The following is a 20,224-nucleotide window of genomic DNA, read 5'->3' as shown; positions in this document are numbered from 1 at the left end:
GCGTATCACGGCACCAGCTTGTAGCCACCGGCTTCCGTCACCAGGATTTCCGGATTGGCGGCGTCCTTCTCGATCTTCTGGCGGAGTCGGTAGATGTGGGTTTCCAGCGTGTGGGTGGTGACGCCGGAATTGTAGCCCCACACCTCCTGCAGCAGGGTCTCGCGCGAGACCGGCATCTGGCCGGCCCGGTAGAGGAAGCGCAGGATCGCCGTCTCTTTCTCCGTCAGCCGGACCTTGCGGGCATTGGCCGCGGTCAGCATCTTGGAGCCGGGACGGAAAGAATAGGGCCCGACCGAGAACACCGCGTCCTCGCTGGCCTCGTGCTGGCGCAGCTGGGCGCGGATGCGGGCCAGCAGCACGGCAAAGCGGAAGGGTTTTGCCACGTAGTCGTTGGCGCCGGATTCCAGGCCCAAAATCGTGTCGGAATCGGTGTCATGCCCGGTGAGCATGATGATCGGCGCCTTGAAGCCGCCCTTGCGCAGGGAGCGGACCACCTCGCGGCCATCGGTGTCGGGGAGGCCGACGTCCATCAGCACCAGATCGGGGGCGTTGGCCTTTGCGGCGCTCGCACCCTTGGCGCCGGTATCCACGGCCGAGGCTTCAAATTCTTCGTGTAGCGATAATTGCTCCACCAACGTATCGCGCAGATCGGTATCGTCATCCACGATCAGGATCTTGCGGGCATTGGCCATAGGGGGTCATCCTTTTGGGGTCCGGCTCGGCGCGCATACATGCCGCACTCAACCGTAGTGGGAAGTTTTTGGGGTCGCTATTTTTATTGTTGTTCGTGTTGAAGTAGTGGGCTGTTACCGATTCACAAGCTGGAATTACTTTAACCCAGAATAGCAGGGCGGTTTGATGAATGTCCTGTAATGAATTCGACACTGCGCTTTCACATGAAAAACAAAGCTAATTCAAGCGGTTACATTCAAAGGCGGCGCTTCGGCCCGCTGGCGGCGATCCGCGTTAAGGCCGCGGCCGGCAATCCGCGCCGGGGCTGGCTCACCGCCGGACCACTGACGATCCCAGTGGCGCTGGGGCGCGGCGGCATTTTGGCCAACAAGCGCGAGGGCGATGGCGGCACCCCCAGAGGCAGCTACCGGCCGCGGCAATTGTGGTGGCGGGGCGACCGCCACAGCCGGCCGCAAACATTTCTGCCGGCCCGGATCATCACCGGCGCGGATGCCTGGTGCGAGGACCCCGGCGACCGCCACTACAACCAGTGGATCCGGCGCGGAAGCGGGCAGGGCGGCGACCGGCTCAAGCGCACCGACCATCTCTATGATTTCATCATCGAGATCGACCACAACAGGCGGCCACGCATCGCCGGCCGCGGCAGCGCGGTGTTTTTGCACCTGGTCCGCGACAATTTTGCGCCAACCGCAGGCTGTGTCTCCATGACGAAATCAGCGATGCTGCAATTGCTGCGGCGATTGGGACCACGAACACGCATCATCATCGGGTGAGGACGTATCTCTCCAGGCGTCATTGCGAGTTCGTATGGCTCCCGGCCGTCGCTGACGACTATTACCTGTGCCCGAAGATCGCGCTGCCCACGCGGACATGCGTGGCGCCGAGCATGATGGCGGTGGCATAGTCCGCGCTCATGCCCATCGACAGATTACTCAGTCCGTTGCGCGCGGCGATCTTGGCGGTGAGCGCGAAATGCGCCGCCGGCGGCTCGTCCACCGGTGGGATGCACATCAGCCCGGAGATCGTCAGCCCATAGGTGTCGCGGCAGCTCGCGAGGAAGGCATCGGCCTCACCCGGCGCGATGCCGGCCTTCTGCGGCTCCTCACCGGTGTTGATCTGGACGAACAATTGCGGGTGCTTTTTCTGGGATTCGATTTCCTTGGCTAACGCCTGGCAAATGCTCGGACGGTCAACCGAATGGATGGCGTCGAACAGCGCCACCGCCTCTTTCGCCTTGTTCGATTGCAGCGGCCCGATCAGATGCAGCGCGATACCGGGGTAAACAGAGGTTAACTGCGGCCATTTGCCTTTGGTCTCCTGCACGCGATTCTCGCCGAATACGCGCTGTCCGGCGCCGATGACGGGGATAATTGCATCCGCGGCAAAGGTCTTGGATACCGCGATCAGCGTGACCGAGGCGCGCTCGCGCCGCGCGTCCTTGCAGGCACGCGCGATTTCCGCCTCGACGGCGGCGAGCGCGTTTGGTGAATGGCCGGTTACCGGCGCGGCGTTGGCTTCTGTCATCACATCGATCGGCTGCAGGAGTGACGGAGTTAGTTCCAATTTTACCGAGTTCAAGAAAGGGTTTTTGAACCCTTCGCTTTACCTTGCCGATTGGGGTGGGCAGCGAAGATGGCAAACGTCAGTTTCAACCGCAAGCGAGCAAAACTCAAGCAGGTCCTCGGAATCCGGGCGCGGCTTGCGTTGCTCGCGGTGATTCTGGTCGCTCCCTTGATGCTCGAGCGGATCCGTTCGCTCGAGGACACGCGTACCAAACAGATCGCGCAGGCCACGACCGAATTCACCACCGTGGCGAGGCATAGCGCCGATGCGCAGCGCGAAGTGATCTCGTCGGTCGAGACCATCCTGAAATCGGAAGCCTTTATCCGCGCCTCCGCCGGCGGTGTCAGCAAAAGCTGCGACGTGCTGCGCGCCAGCCTGCCGACGAGCCTTCCCTGGATCCGCACGCTCTTGATCGCCGGCCAGGACGGCCGCATCCAGTGCGCGACCAACAATATGTATGTCGGCCTCGACCTCAGCGAGCGCCCCTATTTCCAGCAGGCGCAGGAGACCGGCCGCTTCGTGCTGTCGGACTTCATCATGTCGCAGCCGGTGCCGTCGCCGACTGTGATGGCGGTGTATCCGGTCTCTGCGTTCAGCGGCGTCGCTGACGCCGTCGTGCTCGCGACCGTCAATCTCGACTGGATGTCGAAGGTCATGAACAATCTTGGCGGCCGTCCCGGCATCACGGCGGTGCTGGTCGACAGCGCCGGCACCGTGCTGGCTGCGCCCGCCGATCAGCGCAGCGCAGTCGGACGTCCGCTCGACAACATGCCGCTGATGGCGGCGATTGCCGACATGGCGCTCCGTTCGGACCAGGACGAGGGCTCGCTGTCGTTCCTCGCCGCCGACGGCTCGCAGCGCGCGGTCAGCTTCACCCGCATTGCCGGCACCAATGCCCGCCTGATCGCCAGCATCGACGAGGACAAGGTGTCTGCGGCGGTCAGCCGCGATATCCGCACCGCCTATCTCCAGCTTGCCTTCGTCGTGATGTTCGTGCTGCTCGGTGCGCTGATCGCCGCCGAGAAGCTGGTGATCAACCCGATCGAGATGCTGGCGGACATGGCCAAGCGCCTTGGCGAGGGCGACCTGTCGGCGCGCGCGGCGCGCAATCGCCTGCCATCCGAATTCGTGCCGCTGGCGCGCGCGTTCAACGCCATGGCCGCGCAGCTCAGCCAGCGCGAGCGCGAGTTGATCGCGAGCAACGACCGGCTGACCGTGATGGCCTCGATCGACATGCTGTCGGGGCTCGCCAATCGCCGCGGCTTTCAGAGTCGTCTCGACTTCGAATGGATGCGCGCGCAGCAATATGGCAGCGAGCTCGCGCTGCTGATGATCGACGTCGACCATTTCAAGCTGTTCAACGACACCTATGGCCATCTCGAGGGCGACTCTTGCCTGACCCGGCTCGGCGAGTCGCTGTCCGGCATCGCCGCCGACACCATGGGCTTTGCCGCGCGTTACGGCGGCGAAGAATTCTGCCTGTTGCTGCCCAACACCGACGTGATGCGCGCGGTCGAGATCGGCGAGCTGGTGCGCGCGGCCGTGCTGAAGCTCTGCCTGCCCCACATCACGTCCGCTCACATGATCGTCACGGTCTCGATCGGCGTGGCCGCGACGCGGCCCAACGAGACCTTGCGTCCGGGCGATCTGATCGAAGCCGCCGACGCGGCGCTCTACGCCGCCAAGCACCGCGGCCGCAACAATGTCGTCCAACACGGCATTTTGCGGATCGAGGGCGCCACGGGCGAGATCGCGATGGCGGGCTAGCCGGCCCGGCAGCCATGACGCGATTGCGGCGACCGCACTTGCCGAGATGACGCGGGCGGTCGGTTCCTGACGCGCGGCAAGCCATTGACCCGTTGTAGGCTTTTATGGCCTAGTCCGGCCTCTTTAGCCGGCCCGAACTCACGAAAAGCCCAACGATTCCATGACCTCCGAACGCTATAACGCCCGCGACGCCGAACCGCGCTGGCAACGCCAATGGGACGAGCAGGCGATCTTCGTCTCCAAGAACGACGATCCGCGGCCGAAATACTACGTGCTGGAGATGTTCCCCTATCCGTCCGGGCGCATCCATATCGGCCATGTCCGCAATTACACGCTCGGCGACGTGCTGGCCCGCTTCATGCGCGCCAAGGGTTTTAACGTGCTGCACCCGATGGGCTGGGACGCGTTCGGGCTGCCGGCCGAGAACGCCGCGATCGAGCGCAAGGTCGCGCCAAAGGCCTGGACCTACGACAACATCGCCGCGATGAAGAAGCAGCTCCGCTCGATCGGGCTGTCGCTGGACTGGAGCCGCGAGATCGCGACCTGCGATCCCTCCTATTACAAGCACCAGCAGAAGCTGTTTCTGGACTTCCTGCGCGCCGGTCTCGCCGAGCGCGAGAAGCGCAAGGTGAACTGGGATCCGGTCGACATGACCGTGCTCGCCAACGAGCAGGTGATCGACGGCCGCGGCTGGCGTTCGGGAGCCGTTGTCGAACAGCGGGAAATGAACCAGTGGGTCTTCAAGATCACGAAGTACTCGCAGGAGCTGCTCGACGCGCTGGACGGTCTGGACCACTGGCCCGACAAGGTGCGGCTGATGCAGCGCAACTGGATCGGCCGCTCCGAGGGCCTGCTGGTCCGCTTCACGCTGGATCAGGCGACCACCCCCGCGGGCGAGAGCGAGCTGAAGATCTTCACGACGCGGCCGGACACGCTGTTCGGTGCAAAGTTCATGGCGATCTCGGCGGATCATCCGCTGGCGCAGGCGGCCGCCGCCAAAAACCCGAAGCTCGCGGAGTTCATCGCCGACATCAAGAAGATGGGCACCGCGCAGGAGATCATCGACACCGCGGAAAAGCAGGGTTTTGACACCGGCATCCGCGCGCTGCACCCGTTCGATTCCAGCTGGAAGCTGCCGGTCTATGTCGCGAACTTCGTGCTGATGGAATACGGCACCGGCGCGATCTTCGGCTGCCCGGCGCATGACCAGCGCGACCTCGACTTCGTCAACAAGTACAATCTCGGCAACACGCCGGTGGTGTGCCCCGAGGGCCAGGATCCCAAGGCCTTTGTCATCACCGACACCGCCTATGACGGTGACGGCCGCATGATCAATTCCCGCTTCCTCGACGGGATGACCATCGAGCAAGCCAAGGACGAAGTCGCAAAACGCCTTGAAAACGAGCTGCGCGGCAATGCGCCGGTCGGCGAGCGTCAGGTCAATTTCCGGCTGCGCGACTGGGGCATTTCGCGGCAGCGCTATTGGGGTTGCCCGATCCCTATCATCCATTGCCCGAAATGCGACGTCGTGCCGGTGCCGGACGCGGACTTGCCGGTCAAGCTGCCGGATGACGCGACCTTCGACAAGCCGGGCAATGCGCTCGACCATCACCCGACCTGGAAGCACGTCACCTGCCCGCAATGCGGCGGCAAGGCGAGCCGCGAAACCGATACCATGGACACCTTCGTGGACTCGTCCTGGTATTTTGCGCGCTTCACCGATCCCTGGAACGAGAACGCCCCGACGACCCCCGCGATCGTCAACCGGATGATGCCGGTCGACCAGTATATCGGCGGCGTCGAGCACGCCATCCTGCATCTGCTCTACAGCCGCTTCTTCGTCCGCGCGATGAAGGCGACCGGCCACATCGCCATGGACGAGCCGTTCGCCGGCATGTTCACCCAGGGCATGGTGGTGCACGAGACCTACCAAAAGGCCGACGGCGCCTATGTGCAACCGGCCGAGGTCAAGATCGAGGTCGGTGGTAACGGTAGGCGCGCGGTTCTGATGGCGACCGGCGAGGACATCACGATCGGTCCGATCGAGAAGATGTCGAAGTCGAAGAAGAACACGGTCGACCCCGACGACATCATCGAGACCTACGGCGCCGATGTCGCGCGCTGGTTCATGCTGTCGGACTCGCCGCCCGATCGCGACGTGATCTGGAGCGACGAGCGCGTCCAGGGCGCCTCGCGCTTCCTGCAGCGGCTGTGGCGGCTCCTGAACGACTCCGTGGAGCTTGGCAAGACCGCGCCCGCAGCGCGGCCGGCCTCGTTCGGCCCCGACGCCACCGCCTTGCGCAAGGCCGCCCATGGCGCGCTGGACAAGGTCACGACCGGCATCGAGCGGCTGCATTTCAACGTCTGCCTCGCCCATATCCGCGAATTCGCCAACGCCCTGTCCGAGACGCTCCAGCGCGCCGGCCAGCCATCCCCCGGCCTTGCTCCAGATTTGGCTTGGGCGATCCGCGAGGCCGGCCAGATCCTGGTCCAGCTGTTCTCCCCGATGATGCCGCATCTGGCCGAGGAGTGCTGGCAGCTCCTGGGCCATGACGGGCTGGTTTCCGAGGCCAATTGGCCGCAAATCGAACGCGATTTGCTGGTTGAAGACGCCGTGACCCTGGTGGTCCAGGTCAACGGCAAGAAGCGGGGTGAGGTCACGGTTGCAACAGCGGCCCAAAATCCGGAAATCGAGGCTGCCGTTTTGGCGCTCGATGCGGTAAAACTGGCCCTGGACGGCAAGCCCGTCCGCAAGGTGATCATCGTCCCCAAGAGGATCGTGAATGTTGTCGGCTAGGATCCGCATCGCAGCCCGTTTGCTGGCGGTTGCCGCATTGGCGGCGCTGACGGCTGGGTGCTTCCAACCGATGTATGCCGAGCATACCGACGGCACCCCCGGCCTGCGCGAGAAGCTGATGGGGGTGGATCTCCCGCCGATCTCGAAGCCGAACGCCTCTCGCGAGGCCCGGGTCGGAGTCGAAGTCCGCAACGCGCTGGCGTTCAAACTCTACGGCTCGGCCACCGGCATGCCGCCGACGCACCGACTGGACATCCGCTTCACCAGCAGCAAGTCCTCCCTGATGATCGATCCCAATACCGGCCTGCCGAGCAGCGAGAATTACGGCATCGACTGCCAGTACAATCTGATCGAGGTCGCGACCGGCAAGTCGGTGATGACCGGGACGACCTTCTCGCGCGTGTCCTACGACATGCCCGGCTCCTATCAGCGCTTCTCCCGCAACCGCGCGGTGCGTGATGCCGAGGATCGTGCCGCCAACGAGATCGCCGAGAACATCAACACCCGGCTCGCCTCGTTCTTCACCGCAGGCACTTAGGTTGCTCCTGGCATGACGATCTAGGTCATGGTCGCACTGCGCGGAAAAGAGATCGACGCCTTCCTCGCCCGCCCCGACGCGGGCCGCCCGATCATCCTGCTCTATGGTCCTGATGCCGGCCTCGTGCGCGAACGCGCCGATGCGCTGATCGCCTCAGCCGTCGATGATCCGAACGACCCCTTCTCGCTGGTCAAGCTCGACGGCGACGAGCTTTCGGCCGAGCCGTCGCGCCTGGTCGACGAGGCCATGACCGTGCCGCTGTTCGGCGGCCGCCGCGCCATCCGCGTGCGCGCCGGCTCGCGCAGCTTCGCCAGCGGCATCGACACGCTGGCCGAGATGCCGGTGAAGGATTGCCGTATCGTGATCGAGGCCGGCGAACTCCGCGCCGAGTCGCCGCTGCGCAAGGCCTGTGAGCGGGCCAAGACGGCCGTGGCGATCGCCTGTTATCCCGACACCGAGCGCGACCTCGCCAAGCTGATCGACGACGAGCTCCGCATCGGCAATCTGCGCATCGCGCAGGATGCCCGCGCCGCGCTGATGTCGTTCCTCGGCGGCGACCGCCAGGCCTCGCGCAACGAACTGCGCAAGCTCACGCTCTACGCCCATGGCAAGGGCGAGATCACGCTGGACGACGTGATGGCCGTCGTCGCCGATGCCTCCGAGTTGAAACTCGATCCGATCGTCGACGGCGCCTTCGCCGGCCGGCCTGACATCGTCGAAACCGAATTCGCAAAAGCCATGATCGCCGGCACCTATCCCGGGGTCATCATCTCCGCGGCGCAGCGCCAGGCCGCGTGGCTGCACAAATCCGCGCTCGCGATTGCCGACGGCACGCCGGCCTCCGCGGTGCTCGATGGCGGATTTCCGCGGCTGCATTTTTCAAGAAAGCCCGCGGTCGAAACCGCGCTGCGCAATTTCAGCGTAACGCGGCTCGCAGGAATCATCGAGCAACTTGCGACCGCCGCGCTCGACACCCGCAAGCAATCCACCCTCGCCTCGGCCATCGCCCAGCGTACGCTGATGGCGATCGCCGCGAATGCGAAGCGACGGGGCTAATCAGGATCGCGCTTTCTCCCCGTCATTGCGAGGAGCCCTTGCGACGAAGCAATCCAGAGTCTCTCCGCGGAAAGATTCTGGATTGCTTCGCTGCGCTCGCAATGACGGTGTAGAGGCGGCGCGCCAAGCTCTCACCAAGGTCGTCCCGGCGAAGGCCGGGACCCATAACCACAGGGAGAAGCTTTGACGAAGGCTCGTCTTTCGGTACTGCGGGCTTCCGCAATCGATGGATCACGCAGTATGGGTCCCGGCCTTCGCCGGGACGACACCGATGATCAGAGCGCGCCTTTGGCGAGCCGCTTCATCACCTCGTCGAGCTGATCGAGGTTGCGGTAGTTGATCTGAACGGAGCCGCCGGGGTCGCGATGGCTGACGGTGACCTTGAGGCCCAGCGCGTCGCTGACGCGCTTCTCGAGGTCGACCGTATCGGGGTCTTTCTCCTTGGCACCGGCGCGCGCCTTCTGCGGCTTGCGCTCCGGCACGCCCTCTTCATGGGCGAGCGCCTCGGTCTGGCGGACGTTGAGGCCCTCTTCGACAATGCGCTTGGCGGCCGCGAGCGGATCGGGCACGCCGATCAGCGCACGGGCATGGCCGGCCGTCAGCTGGCCGTTCGCGATCAAGCCCTGCACCTCGGCAGGCAGCTTTGTCAGCCGCATCATGTTGGCGACGTGGCTACGACTCTTGCCGACGACTTTCGCGATCTCGTCCTGGCTGCGTTTGAACTCGTCGGCGAGCGCGTGGTAGCCCAGCGCCTCTTCCATCGGGTTGAGATCTTCGCGCTGCACGTTCTCGACGATCGCGAACTCCAGCGCATCGCTGTCGCTGATGTCGACGGGGACGATCGGCACGTCGTGCAGGCCGGCCATTTGCGAGGCGCGCCAGCGCCGCTCGCCGGCGATGATCTCAAAGCGATCCTGCACGCCTTTCACCGGACGCACCACGATCGGCTGGATCACGCCGTGCTGCTTGATGGAGTCGGAGAGCTCCTTGAGCTCGGTTTCCGAAAAGGCGCGGCGCGGATTGCGCGGATTGGGCTTGATGAATTCGATCGGCACCTTGCGCTGCGCGCGCGGACGATCGACATGCTGCGCCTCGCCGCCAACATCACCGATCAGACTCGCAAGACCCCGGCCCAGTCGCGAACGCGCTTCGTCGGCCATCGCCAGCTCCCTTGGATTCACTTTGGCAACACTCCAGAACTGAATTTCGAATCGTAGGGTGGGTTAGCGCAGCGTAACCCACCATTGGTTTGTTCGAGGCCGCAGACGTGGTGGGTTACGCCTTCGGCTAACCCACCCTACGTCGTCGTCAATGTGTCGTACGCAGCTCGCGCTCGCGCTGGATCACTTCGGTGGCGAGCCGCAGATATGCTTCGCTGCCGACGCATTTGAGATCGTAGACCAGCACCGGCTTGCCGTAGGACGGCGCTTCGGAGATGCGCACGTTGCGCGGGATCATGGTCTTGTAGACCTTCTCGCCCATGAATTGCCTGACGTCGGCGACGACCTGGTTCGAGAGGTTGTTGCGCGAGTCGAACATGGTCAGCACGATGCCGTGGATCGACAGGTTCGGATTGAGCGTCGAGCGCACCTGCTCTACCGTCTGCAGCAATTGCGACAGGCCTTCGAGCGCGAAGAACTCGCATTGCAATGGCACCAGGATCGCGTCGGAAGCTGCCATCGCGTTCACAGTGATCAAGTTGAGCGAGGGCGGACAGTCGATCAGCACGTAGGTGTAATCGGCATCGGGCGAGACGTTGTTGTTGAGTGCGCTGATCGCGTCGCGCAGCTTGTACGCACGACCGGGCGTGGTGCCGAGCTCGAGCTCGAGGCCGGACAGATCCATCGTCGAAGGCGCGATATGCAGCCGCGGCACGGCAGTCGACACCACCGCTTCGCGCAGGCTCGCCTCGCCCACCAGAACGTCGTAAGTCGAGCAGGAGCGGTTGCGGCGATCGATGCCAAGCCCGGTCGAAGCATTGCCCTGCGGATCGAGATCGACGATCAGGACGCGCTCGCCAATCGCTGCGAGCGCCGTGCCGAGATTGATCGCGGTGGTTGTTTTGCCCACACCGCCCTTTTGATTCGCCAGCGCCAGGATGCGCGGGTGACCCTGGGGCACCGCCACGGTCTGTTCTTGCTGCGGTTCGTCAATCACGGTCATCGCACATCCCCCAGTCAGTCCCTGAACGTCTCAGCTGCGCCGTTCGACGGTATCGAGTTCAACGATCCAGCCATCACCCGTCCGACTTTGATGGAGCTGGGGCTGAATATTCCAATATTTAGCGGCTTCGGTCAATTCAGCCTCTACATCTTGTCCCTTGAGGAACAGCGCTTTCGCCCCTTGGCGCATCAGCGGCTCCGCAAAGCCGATCAGTTGATGTAGCGGAGCCAGCGCGCGCGCGGTGACGCAATCGACCGGGCCAGTGATTCTATCCACATTATCCCCGATCTCGGCGAGATGTACGACTCCGGGAGATGTGGTGACGCGGATGGCTTCGCGCAGAAAGGCAGCCTTCTTGGCGATTCGCTCGACGAGATGGACGCTCGCGCCCGGCGTCCCGGCCACGGCACAGGCCAATACCACGCCAGGAAAGCCGCCGCCGCTTCCGAGGTCGGCCCAGCGCTTTGCGGACGGCGCCAAGTCCACGAGCTGGAGCGAGTCGGCGATGTGCCGGGTCCAGAGATGCGGCAGGGTCGAGGGCGCGACCAGATTGGTCTTGGCCTGCCACGCCCGCAGCAGCGCGATGTAGCGATCGAGCCTATTTTCCGTTTCATGTGAAACGGGGGCGAGCCTCAATGCCTCTCGCTTGTCGGCGGCGATAGTGGAATCGAGCGCCCGATCGTTGGCGCTGGCCTTGTCGATCTTCGGCCTGGTCGGTGCCGGTTCGGATCGACCAGCGCCCTCACCTGTTCCGGGTCGTCGGGATAGCGGTTTGTCCCCGCCCGGTCCGCGCTGTTTCACGTGAAAGGCCTATGCGATTGCTCTGGAGGTCTTCCGTGCTTCACGGCGAAGGTAGGCCGCGAGGATGCCGAGTGCCGCCGGCGTCATGCCGTCGATGCGGCCGGCTTGGCCGACAGTGAACGGCCGTGCTTTCTCGAGCTTGGCACGAACCTCATTGGAGAGGCCCGGCACCAGCTGGAAGTCGACATCGGACAGCACCAGCCCCTCGTCCCGCCGGAAGGCTTCAACGTCGGCGCTTTGCCGCTCCAGATAGACGTCGTATTTGGCGTCGATCTCGAGATGGGTCGCGATCACGGGATCGATGCTCGACAGCTCCGGCCAGATCGCGCGGACCTGGCTCCAGCCGACGTCAGGATAGGCCATCAGTTCAAAGGCCGACCGGCGCTGTCCGTCCCGGTTCAGCGACAGCCCGTGCTTGATCGCTTCATTCGGGGTAATCGTCAGGGATTTCGACAGCGTCCGCGCCGCATTCAAAGCGTCCATCTTGGCGCGATGATGCTGCGTCCGGGCGCCGCCGACACATCCGAGGGCGATGCCCTTCGCGGTCAGGCGCTGGTCGGCATTATCCGCCCGCAGGGTGAGGCGGTACTCGGCGCGCGACGTGAACATCCGATAGGGTTCGCTGATCCCGCGGGTGACGAGGTCGTCGATCATCACCCCGAGATAGCCATCTGCCCGGTCGAACACCGTCAGCGCAGCGCCACTGGCGGATAGTGCCGCGTTGAGCCCGGCGACAATGCCCTGGCCCGCGGCTTCCTCATATCCGGTGGTGCCGTTGATCTGGCCAGCCAGGAACAGGCCGCGCAACCGCTTGGTCTGAAGGGTCGGGTCGAGCTCGCGGGGATCGATATGGTCGTATTCGATGGCATAGCCTGGCCTGACCATCTTGACCCGCTCCAGCCCCGGAATGGTGGCGAGGATCGCGAGCTGGACCTCCTCCGGCAGCGAGGTGGAGATGCCGTTGGGATAGACCGTGCTGTCGTCGAGCCCTTCCGGCTCCAGAAAGATCTGGTGGCCGTCGCGGTCGCCGAAACGGACGATTTTGTCCTCGATCGAGGGACAATAGCGCGGCCCAGAGCTTTTGATCTGGCCCGAATACATCGGCGAGCGATGCACATTGGCCCGGATCACGTCGTGCGTTGCAGAGGTGGTGCGGGTGATCCCGCACTGAATCTGCGGCGTCGTGATCCGCTCGGTCATCACCGAAAACGGCTCCGGCGGCTCATCCCCGGGCTGCATTTCGACCGCCGACCAGTCGATCGTGGTGCCATCGAGGCGCGGCGGCGTGCCGGTCTTCAGCCGTCCAAGGACAAATCCGGCGCGCTCGAAGGAGCTCGAAAGGCCCATGGCTGGGGCCTCGCCGACCCGGCCGGCCGGCCAATTCTTCTCACCGAGATGGATCAAACCGCGCAGGAAGGTGCCGGTGGTGATGACGACGGCCCCTGCTCCGAACTCTCGGCCATCGGCCAGGCGCAGGCCAGTGACCCGGCCCCCCGCGACGATCAGTTCGTCGGCCTCGCCTTCGATCACCGAAAGACCTTCGGTGCCGCGGATCGCGGCTTGCATCGCTGCAGCATAGAGTTTCCGGTCAGCCTGAGCGCGCGGACCACGGACAGCCGGGCCCTTACGGCGATTGAGGACGCGAAACTGGATGCCACCGGCGTCCGCCACTCGCCCCATCAAACCATCCAGCGCATCGACCTCGCGCACCAGATGACCCTTGCCGAGACCGCCGATCGCCGGGTTGCAGGACATCGCACCGACCGTCGAAAAGCGGTGCGTCACCAGGGCGGTGATCGCGCCCATCCGAGCGGCCGCAGCCGCGGCTTCGCAGCCGGCATGACCGCCCCCGATAACGATGACGTCGAAGCTCTCGCGCTCTGTTCGCATGGGCGACTTCTAACTCAGAGAGGAAAAAGCCGGAAGTGGAAACTCAGGCAGCCTGCTGTTTCACGTGAAACCGGCTCAGGGCTTCGAACACTTTTCGCGAAAACAACCCCATGCACAGTAGCCAAGACTTAAAATCGTTGCGTTTCACGTGAAACACTCAGCCCTACGGGCAGGTTTGTTTCACGTGAAAACAGCAAGAACTGGAACAAGAAATAGTTCTAGAATGAAGAACTAGACCTACTTCCCTATGCAGAACTTCTGGAAAATGGCCCCAAGAACGTCCTCGACGTCGACCCGGCCCAGCAGCCGGCCCAAGGCATAAGCGGCGGTGCGCAGCTCTTCGGCGGCCAGCTCCTCGCCCTCTTCTACAAGCTCCAGACTTCGGCGCAAGCTGTCCGACGCCTGGTGCAACAGATCGCGCTGCCGTATCCGGGTCACCAAGGCGCCCTCGCTGGTTCCAAAGAACTCGGCTGCGAACCCCACCATGGAATTGATTAGCTCCGGCAATCCGTCGCCCCGGCTGGCCGAGATCGCGAAGGTCTTGTCCGCGCTCGGCCCGGCAGCCGAGACACCCTCCGTGAGGTCGATCTTGTTCCGGACGGTCCACACCGGTGCCGTCCCCGTCGTCTTCTCCTCCGCTGTTGCCTCAGGACTTGTCAGCCACAGCACGAGATCGGCATCGGCCGCCCGTGCCCTCGCCCGGCGCACGCCCTCCTGCTCCACCGGATCGTCGGTCTCGCGAATGCCGGCGGTGTCGATCACCGTGACCGGATAGCCATCGAGATCAAGCTGCACCTCGATCACATCGCGCGTGGTGCCGGCGTGCGGCGAGACGATCGCAACCTCGCGGCGCGCGAGCTGATTGATCAGCGTCGACTTGCCGACATTCGGCGGCCCGGCGATCGCAACCACCAGGCCGTCCCGCAGACGTTCCGAATGTCCCTGTGCCGCAAGGACTTCTGCGATTTCATCCTGCAACGCCTTGATCGCCTTTACCGCCGGCGCCCTCAGCTCGGCCGGCACATCGCCCTCGTCCGAGAAATCAATGCCGGCTTCGATCAGCGCGGAGGCCTCGATGATGCGCTCGCGCCAGTCGCGCGCGCGATTGCCGAGCAGCCCCTGCAACTGACGCAGCGCCTGGCGGCGCTGGCGGTCGGTGTCGGCGTGGATGAGATCGTCGAGGCCCTCGGCTTCGGTGAGATCGAGCTTGCCGTTCTCGAAGGCGCGCCGCGTGAATTCACCGGGTTCGGCCGCCCGCGTATTCGGAATTACGGAAATCGCGGCCAGGAGCGCCGCCAGCACCGCGCGTCCACCGTGGACATGAAATTCGGCGACGTCTTCGCCGGTCGCGCTCGCCGGCCCCGGAAACCACAGCACGACCGAATCGTCGATCGGCCGGCCAGCCGCGTCTCGGAGCAGCCGCCGGCTCGCCTGTCTCGGCGCCGGCAGCCTCCCCGCCAGCACGCTCAACACTGGCCCGGCTTGCGGTCCCGAAACCCGAACGACCGCAATCGCGCTCGGCGGCCGGCCGGACGACAATGCAAAGATGGTCTGGTCTCGCGGATGCATGGCCTATTTGTCCGGCTGTCCGCGAAAAGGCAAATTTCCGTTTCGGCGCGGCCATGCTGCTTCCCTTGCTGCAGGATGGACTGCAGCAAATGGCTTATATTGCGATGCAACATTAAAAGCAGTATTCTGCTGCAATAATTCGCCACGTCAGCCGGTCGCGTTCGATCGATTCTCAGCATTTAGTAGCAGAATCAATCGATTATCCCGTATAAAAACCTACCCTCAATCCCGTCGGCTATGCTGCGCTTTGCTGCAGCATAGCCGCACAAAAAGAAAAGGGCGCCCGAAAGCGCCCTCCAATTCCTTGCTGCACCCGGGCTCAGGTGTTCATCGAGTCGAAGAACTCGGAATTGCTCTTGGTCGAACGCAGCTTGTCGAGCAGGAAGTCGATCCCATCCATCGTTCCCATCGGGTTCAGGATGCGCCGCAGCACGTACATCTTCTTGAGGACCTGCGGATCGGTGATGAGCTCTTCCTTGCGGGTGCCGGAGCGGGAGATGTCGATCGCCGGGAAGGTCCGCTTGTCTGAGACCTTGCGGTCCAGGATCAGCTCCGAGTTACCGGTGCCCTTGAACTCTTCGAAGATGACTTCGTCCATGCGGCTGCCGGTATCGACCAGCGCGGTCGCGATGATGGTGAGCGAGCCGCCCTCCTCGATGTTGCGCGCGGCACCGAAGAAACGCTTCGGCCGCTGCAGCGCATTGGCATCGACACCGCCGGTCAGCACCTTGCCGGATGACGGCACCACGGTGTTGTAGGCACGGCCGAGACGCGTGATGGAGTCGAGCAGGATGACGACGTCGCGGCCATGCTCGACCAGGCGTTTTGCTTTTTCGATCACCATCTCGGCGACCTGAACGTGGCGCACTGCCGGTTCGTCGAAGGTTGAAGACACCACCTCGCCCTTCACCGAGCGCTGCATGTCCGTGACTTCTTCCGGACGTTCGTCAATCAGCAGCACGATCAGATAGCATTCGGGGTGATTGTGCGCGATCGAATGCGCGATGTTCTGCATCAGCACGGTCTTGCCGGTGCGCGGCGGCGCCACGATCAGCGCGCGTTGGCCCTTTCCGATCGGCGCGACGATGTCGATCACCCTTGCAGAAAGGTCTTTTCGCGTCGGATCGTCGATCTCCATGCGGAAACGCTGGTTCGGAAACAACGGCGTGAGGTTGTCGAAATTGACCTTGTGCTTGGCCTTTTCCGGATCCTCGAAATTGAGCGTGTTGACCTTGAGCAGCGCAAAATAGCGTTCGCCCTCTTTCGGGCTGCGAATATGGCCTTCGATGGTGTCGCCGGTGCGCAGGCCGAAGCGGCGGATCTGCGAGGGCGAAACGTAGATGTCGTCCGGGCCCGGCAAATAATTCGCGTCCGGCGAGCGCAAGAAGCCGAAGCCGTCGGAGAGCACCTCGACGACGCCCTCACCGACGATGTCGGTTTCCGCGAGCGCAAGCTGCTTGAGGATGGCGAACAGCAGCTCCTGCTTACGCATGGTGCTGGCATTCTCGACCCCATTCTCTTCCGCGAACGAGACGAGCTCGGCCGGCGTCTTCGACTTGAGGTCCTGGAGTTTAATTTCCCGCATTGGGGTGGTCCTGTGGGGTAACCTGGGGAGGGGTGCGAGGAGGCTCTGAGATGCGGACGCGAGAAGGTAAGGTCCGCAGGTCTGGCAAGGAGAGTGCCGGTGAGGCTTCAAACCTGATGCGGTGTCCGGCCTTCAAGAAGCTCAGACACAACCACATCCGCCTGCGTTGGGTGGGATAGCCTCAATATAGAAAATCGCTTCCCACTCCGCAAGCCGAAGCGCTGAGCGAACATCCACGATCTTTGCCTAGAACGGCTTCACGATCACCATCACGACGATGAGAATCATCAGGACAGTCGGTACTTCGTTGATAATACGATAGAATTTCTGACTGCGGGGGCGCCGGTCGGCGGCGAAGTCTTTCAGCCAGCGCGAAAAAAAGCCGTGGACCGCCGACATCGCCAAAACCAGTGCCAATTTTACATGCAGCCAGCCGGACGCAAACCAATGGCCCGACCAGGCGAGGTAGAGCCCGGCGAGCCAGGTGACGATCATGGCCGGGTTGATGATCGCCTTGAACAGCCGGCGTTCCATGACCTTGAACGTCTCCGACTGCTTCGAGCCTATCTCGGCCTCGCAGTGATAGACGAACAGCCGCGGCAGATAGAGCATGCCGGCCATCCAGGAGATGACGGCGATCACGTGCAGCGCCTTGATCCATACGTACATGCCGGAAAGCCTTCTTTGGTATTTTTTGACGGGTTTTCTTGCGCGAAGGAGATCCACTTAGCTCGAAAACGCTCCGGTCTCACCAATCGGTGGATGGAACGCAATCGGTAAGAATTCATTCATAAATGCGGGTGCACACACATATCCGCGGTCTCGGCTCTCCTCTACCTAAAACTTTTAGAATCTTAAGGTTTGAGTCTGTGTGACCGTGAATAGGACTCACACAACGCCTTCCGCCCGTTCACCGGCGCTTGTTCACATCCATCAACATGTCCTGCGATGATCCCGGCTGACTGGATAAGTCATCCGGCCTCAAGGGCTTGCGCGCGGCGCTCGGCAGCTTATCAAGAGGGTTGTCCGCACAATCCCATTTTCGCGTTGGGCGGCCACCGAACTTGTTCAGACCGGCAGTGGTGTGAACAAAATTGGCACTTGTCCCGCCCTTAGTGTCGCGCAACCCTTTCCAAGGGGTTAAGGTCCACAGAAATCCACAAACCACACCGCCTTCATACAAAGAGCTTTTGTGCCGACCTCGAACAATTATTTTCATCTGCACCTCGTCTCCGACTCCACCGGTGAGACGCTGATCACCGTGGCCCGCGCGGTCGCCGCGCAATATGCCAACGTGACCCCGGTCGAGCATGTCTATCCGCTGGTGCGCAGCCAGAAGCAGCTCGATCGTGTCCTCGACGAGATCGAGGAAGCGCCGGGGATCGTGCTGTTCACGCTGCTGGAAAAGGACCTGGTCGCGCGGCTCGAGGACAAGTGCAAGGGAATCAACGTTCCGAGCCTGTCGATCATCGGGCCGGTGATGCAATTGTTCGAGGCTTATCTCGGGGCTGCCACGACCGGCCGCGTCGGCGCCCAGCACGTCCTCAACGCCGAATATTTCAAGCGTATCGATGCGCTGAACTACACCATGATCCATGACGACGGTCAGCATGTCGAGGGGCTCGAAGACGCGGATGTTGTGCTCGTCGGTGTCTCCCGCACCTCGAAGACGCCAACGTCGATCTATCTCGCCAACCGCGGCATTCGCACGGCCAATGTGCCGCTGGTGCCGGGCATTCCCGTGCCGGCGCAGTTGGAGACGCTGACCCGGCCGCTGGTCGTCAGCCTGCATGCGACGCCGGAGCGCCTGATCCAGGTCCGCCAGAATCGCCTGCTCTCGATGGGCGCCGATTCCAGCAGCGACACCTATACCGACAGGCAAGCCGTCGCCGAGGAGGTCGCGTTTGCGCGCAAGCTGAGTGCCAAGCACGATTGGCCGCTGCTGGACGTCACGCGGCGCTCGATCGAGGAAACCGCCGCGGCGATCATGAAGCTCTACAGCGATCGCCAACGCAACCGGCCATCGGACTAGTTTCGCCCATGAGTCTCTGGCGCGGCGAAACTCCGTTGATCCTGGCCTCGCAAAGCAGCGCGCGAAAAATGTTGCTGGCCAACGCCGGGTTGGAGTTCAAGGCGATCACGGCAGACATCGACGAGCGCAGCATTCAGGCTGCTTCAAAGCTGTCGAATCCGCGCGAGATCGCCCTGCTGCTGGCCCGCGAAAAGGCCAAGGCCATCTCGGCACATCATCCCGGAAGCTACGTGATCGGTGCCGATCAGACGCTGGCGCTTGGCGAGCATCTCTTCAACAAGCCCGCGGGCCGTCCCCAGGCGATGGCGCAACTGCGCGATCTCGCCGGGCAGACACATGAACTGAATTCCGCGGTTAGTGTAGTGCGCGACGGTAAGATCATTTTTGAGGATGTCTCGGTGGCGCGCATGACCATGCGGCAGATGACCGAGGCGGAGCTTTCAGCCTATCTCGACGCGGCCGGCGATGCCGTGACGTCAAGCGTCGGCGCCTATCAGCTCGAGGGCCTGGGCATCCACTTGTTCGAACGTGTGGAAGGCGACCACTTCACCGTTCTCGGCCTGCCGCTGCTGCCGCTGCTTGCGTTCCTGCGGCGCGAGCGGCTAGTTGCGGTGTGATGGCGAGGATGGCGTGAGCTGATGCGGATCCTGGGACTGACCGGTTCGATCGGGATGGGCAAATCCACCACCGCGAAATTGTTCGCGGAGGCCGGCGTCCCCGTTTACGACGCCGATGCCGCGGTCCATCAACTCTATGAGGGGGAGGCTGCGCCGGCGATCGAGGCCGCTTTCCCCGGAACAACGTCCGAGGGCAAGGTCGATCGCACCAAGCTGTCAGCGCGCGTGGTGCACGATCCCGCTGCCATCAAGCAGCTCGAGCAGATCGTCCATCCCATGCTCGGTGCTTCCCGGCAAAAATTCTTTGCCGATGCGGAAGCAGCCAACGCGCCAGTGGTGGTCCTGGACATTCCGTTGCTGTTCGAGACCGGTGGCGAGAAGCGGGTCGATGCCGTCGTCGTGGTGTCGACCTCTGCGGAACTCCAGCGCGAGCGCGTGCTGGCGCGCGGCACCATGGACGCGGCGAAACTCGACGCCATCATCGCCAAGCAGATGCCTGACGCCGAAAAACGCAAGCGCGCCGATTTCGTGGTGGATACGTCGCACGGACTGGAGCCGGTGCGTGCTCAAATCGCGCACATTCTGGCCGAGGTCGCTAAGATGCCGCAGCGGCGAGCCTGATTCGCCGTCTCACCCCGGCCCAATCTGATGCGCGAAATCGTTCTCGACACCGAAACCACCGGCCTCGATCCCCTGCGCGGCGATCGCCTGGTCGAAATCGGCTGCGTCGAGATCTACAATCGCATGCCGACCGGCCAGAGCTTCCATGTCTACATCAATCCCGAAAGGGACATGCCGGCGGAAGCGTTCGCCGTGCACGGGTTGTCGGCCGAATTTCTGGCGACCAAGCCGCTGTTCCACGAGATCGTCGACGAGTTTCTGGAGTTCATCGGCGATGCGCCGCTGGTGATCCACAACGCCTCGTTCGACATCAGCTTCATCAATGCCGAGCTCGACCGCATCAAACGCGCGGCTGTCCCGCGCGAGCGGCTGGTCGACACGCTGCTGCTGGCGCGGCGCAAGCATCCCGGTGTGTCCAACCGGCTCGACGATCTCTGCTCGCGTTATGCCATCGACAATTCACACCGCACCAAGCATGGCGCGTTGCTCGACGCCGAGCTGCTCGCCGAGGTCTATATCGATCTGATCGGGG

Annotated in this window: 18 protein-coding genes; 9 read left to right on the top strand and 9 right to left on the bottom strand. The window is 63.3% G+C overall.

Annotation, left to right across the window (positions count from 1 at the left end; genetic code table 11):
• Nucleotides 1-5 precede the first annotated feature (5 nt).
• On the bottom strand, nucleotides 6-692 hold the full coding sequence (locus tag AC0L2O_RS26265) for a response regulator transcription factor (protein ID WP_007598630.1): 687 nt from the start codon (nucleotides 690-692) through the stop codon (nucleotides 6-8).
• Nucleotides 693-896: 204 nt separating this feature from the next.
• On the opposite strand from AC0L2O_RS26265, the gene AC0L2O_RS26260 reads away from it, so the two are divergent.
• Nucleotides 897-1,466 (top strand): L,D-transpeptidase family protein, encoded by a 570-nt coding sequence (locus AC0L2O_RS26260; RefSeq protein ID WP_473371756.1) that lies wholly within the window; start codon nucleotides 897-899, stop codon nucleotides 1,464-1,466.
• Nucleotides 1,467-1,527: 61 nt separating this feature from the next.
• On the opposite strand, the gene AC0L2O_RS26255 is transcribed toward AC0L2O_RS26260, so the two are convergent.
• A complete protein-coding gene (locus AC0L2O_RS26255) occupies nucleotides 1,528-2,217 on the bottom strand; it encodes a YggS family pyridoxal phosphate-dependent enzyme (protein WP_369720120.1) in 690 nt (229 codons plus the stop codon).
• A 108-nt stretch (nucleotides 2,218-2,325) separates the two neighbouring features.
• Between AC0L2O_RS26255 and AC0L2O_RS26250 the strand changes: the two genes are divergently transcribed.
• From AC0L2O_RS26250 to holA, 4 genes are all read left to right on the top strand, one after another.
• Complete coding sequence (locus tag AC0L2O_RS26250) at nucleotides 2,326-4,023, top strand: diguanylate cyclase domain-containing protein (protein ID WP_369720121.1); 1,698 nt, start codon at nucleotides 2,326-2,328, stop codon at nucleotides 4,021-4,023.
• A gap of 160 nt (nucleotides 4,024-4,183) precedes the next feature.
• The gene (gene leuS / locus AC0L2O_RS26245) at nucleotides 4,184-6,820 is read left to right on the top strand and encodes a leucine--tRNA ligase (RefSeq protein WP_473371755.1); all 2,637 of its coding nucleotides are present in this window, start codon (nucleotides 4,184-4,186) and stop codon (nucleotides 6,818-6,820) included.
• Nucleotides 6,807-7,358, top strand: coding sequence for an LPS assembly lipoprotein LptE (gene lptE, locus AC0L2O_RS26240; protein WP_369720123.1), 552 nt, complete (start codon nucleotides 6,807-6,809; stop codon nucleotides 7,356-7,358). The genes leuS and lptE overlap by 14 nt, the downstream gene beginning before the upstream one ends.
• 27 nt (nucleotides 7,359-7,385) lie before the next feature.
• Nucleotides 7,386-8,414 (top strand): DNA polymerase III subunit delta, encoded by a 1,029-nt coding sequence (holA, locus tag AC0L2O_RS26235; protein ID WP_473371754.1) that lies wholly within the window; start codon nucleotides 7,386-7,388, stop codon nucleotides 8,412-8,414.
• Between the two features lie 275 nt (nucleotides 8,415-8,689).
• On the opposite strand, the gene AC0L2O_RS26230 is transcribed toward holA, so the two are convergent.
• From AC0L2O_RS26230 to hemJ, 7 genes are all read right to left on the bottom strand, one after another.
• Nucleotides 8,690-9,574: a ParB/RepB/Spo0J family partition protein gene (locus tag AC0L2O_RS26230; RefSeq protein ID WP_369720125.1), complete on the bottom strand. Its 885-nt coding sequence runs from the start codon at nucleotides 9,572-9,574 to the stop codon at nucleotides 8,690-8,692.
• A gap of 148 nt (nucleotides 9,575-9,722) precedes the next feature.
• Nucleotides 9,723-10,577 carry a ParA family protein gene (locus AC0L2O_RS26225; RefSeq protein WP_369720126.1) on the bottom strand — a complete coding sequence of 285 codons (855 nt, stop codon included), beginning with the start codon at nucleotides 10,575-10,577 and terminating at the stop codon, nucleotides 9,723-9,725.
• 30 nt (nucleotides 10,578-10,607) lie between these two features.
• Nucleotides 10,608-11,237 carry a 16S rRNA (guanine(527)-N(7))-methyltransferase RsmG gene (gene rsmG, locus AC0L2O_RS26220; protein WP_369726581.1) on the bottom strand — a complete coding sequence of 210 codons (630 nt, stop codon included), beginning with the start codon at nucleotides 11,235-11,237 and terminating at the stop codon, nucleotides 10,608-10,610.
• Between the two features lie 150 nt (nucleotides 11,238-11,387).
• Nucleotides 11,388-13,268, bottom strand: a complete 1,881-nt coding sequence (mnmG, locus tag AC0L2O_RS26215; protein WP_473371753.1) for a tRNA uridine-5-carboxymethylaminomethyl(34) synthesis enzyme MnmG — start codon at nucleotides 13,266-13,268, stop codon at nucleotides 11,388-11,390.
• A 237-nt stretch (nucleotides 13,269-13,505) separates the two neighbouring features.
• The gene (mnmE, locus tag AC0L2O_RS26210; protein ID WP_473371752.1) at nucleotides 13,506-14,837 is read right to left on the bottom strand and encodes a tRNA uridine-5-carboxymethylaminomethyl(34) synthesis GTPase MnmE; all 1,332 of its coding nucleotides are present in this window, start codon (nucleotides 14,835-14,837) and stop codon (nucleotides 13,506-13,508) included.
• 319 nt (nucleotides 14,838-15,156) lie between these two features.
• On the bottom strand, nucleotides 15,157-16,422 hold the full coding sequence (gene rho, locus AC0L2O_RS26205) for a transcription termination factor Rho (protein WP_369720129.1): 1,266 nt from the start codon (nucleotides 16,420-16,422) through the stop codon (nucleotides 15,157-15,159).
• Between the two features lie 246 nt (nucleotides 16,423-16,668).
• A complete protein-coding gene (hemJ, locus tag AC0L2O_RS26200) occupies nucleotides 16,669-17,091 on the bottom strand; it encodes a protoporphyrinogen oxidase HemJ (protein WP_473371797.1) in 423 nt (140 codons plus the stop codon).
• 523 nt (nucleotides 17,092-17,614) lie between these two features.
• Between hemJ and AC0L2O_RS26195 the strand changes: the two genes are divergently transcribed.
• The 4 genes from AC0L2O_RS26195 to dnaQ all read left to right on the top strand — a co-directional run.
• Nucleotides 17,615-18,454, top strand: a complete 840-nt coding sequence (locus AC0L2O_RS26195; protein WP_369720132.1) for a pyruvate, water dikinase regulatory protein — start codon at nucleotides 17,615-17,617, stop codon at nucleotides 18,452-18,454.
• A gap of 8 nt (nucleotides 18,455-18,462) precedes the next feature.
• The gene (locus AC0L2O_RS26190) at nucleotides 18,463-19,071 is read left to right on the top strand and encodes a Maf family nucleotide pyrophosphatase (protein ID WP_409191274.1); all 609 of its coding nucleotides are present in this window, start codon (nucleotides 18,463-18,465) and stop codon (nucleotides 19,069-19,071) included.
• A gap of 21 nt (nucleotides 19,072-19,092) precedes the next feature.
• Entirely contained in the window at nucleotides 19,093-19,692 is a 600-nt protein-coding gene (coaE, locus tag AC0L2O_RS26185) for a dephospho-CoA kinase (RefSeq protein ID WP_473371751.1), read from the top strand.
• A 27-nt stretch (nucleotides 19,693-19,719) separates the two neighbouring features.
• The coding region (gene dnaQ, locus AC0L2O_RS26180; protein WP_473371750.1) for a DNA polymerase III subunit epsilon at nucleotides 19,720-20,224 on the top strand (505 nt) is incomplete at its 3' end.

The organism is Bradyrhizobium sp. Kon10 (assembly GCF_055807395.1).
The sequence above is the reverse complement of the archived record's forward strand: the minus strand, read 5'-3'. Positions and strand labels throughout refer to the sequence as shown.

What these genes read in the sequence shown, in the direction of transcription:
- AC0L2O_RS26250 (WP_369720121.1), top strand. Translation starts at nt 2,326, where the DNA reads ATGGCAAACGTCAGTTTCAACCGCAAGCGAGCAAAACTCAAGCAGGTC.
- mnmE (WP_473371752.1), bottom strand. Translation starts at nt 14,837, where the DNA reads ATGCATCCGCGAGACCAGACCATCTTTGCATTGTCGTCCGGCCGGCCG.
- AC0L2O_RS26260 (WP_473371756.1), top strand. Translation starts at nt 897, where the DNA reads ATGAAAAACAAAGCTAATTCAAGCGGTTACATTCAAAGGCGGCGCTTC.
- AC0L2O_RS26190 (WP_409191274.1), top strand. Translation starts at nt 18,463, where the DNA reads ATGAGTCTCTGGCGCGGCGAAACTCCGTTGATCCTGGCCTCGCAAAGC.
- AC0L2O_RS26230 (WP_369720125.1), bottom strand. Translation starts at nt 9,574, where the DNA reads ATGGCCGACGAAGCGCGTTCGCGACTGGGCCGGGGTCTTGCGAGTCTG.
- AC0L2O_RS26225 (WP_369720126.1), bottom strand. Translation starts at nt 10,577, where the DNA reads ATGACCGTGATTGACGAACCGCAGCAAGAACAGACCGTGGCGGTGCCC.
- lptE (WP_369720123.1), top strand. Translation starts at nt 6,807, where the DNA reads ATGTTGTCGGCTAGGATCCGCATCGCAGCCCGTTTGCTGGCGGTTGCC.
- AC0L2O_RS26265 (WP_007598630.1), bottom strand. Translation starts at nt 692, where the DNA reads ATGGCCAATGCCCGCAAGATCCTGATCGTGGATGACGATACCGATCTG.
- holA (WP_473371754.1), top strand. Translation starts at nt 7,386, where the DNA reads ATGGTCGCACTGCGCGGAAAAGAGATCGACGCCTTCCTCGCCCGCCCC.
- coaE (WP_473371751.1), top strand. Translation starts at nt 19,093, where the DNA reads ATGCGGATCCTGGGACTGACCGGTTCGATCGGGATGGGCAAATCCACC.
- leuS (WP_473371755.1), top strand. Translation starts at nt 4,184, where the DNA reads ATGACCTCCGAACGCTATAACGCCCGCGACGCCGAACCGCGCTGGCAA.
- mnmG (WP_473371753.1), bottom strand. Translation starts at nt 13,268, where the DNA reads ATGCGAACAGAGCGCGAGAGCTTCGACGTCATCGTTATCGGGGGCGGT.
- AC0L2O_RS26255 (WP_369720120.1), bottom strand. Translation starts at nt 2,217, where the DNA reads ATGACAGAAGCCAACGCCGCGCCGGTAACCGGCCATTCACCAAACGCG.
- hemJ (WP_473371797.1), bottom strand. Translation starts at nt 17,091, where the DNA reads ATGTACGTATGGATCAAGGCGCTGCACGTGATCGCCGTCATCTCCTGG.
- rho (WP_369720129.1), bottom strand. Translation starts at nt 16,422, where the DNA reads ATGCGGGAAATTAAACTCCAGGACCTCAAGTCGAAGACGCCGGCCGAG.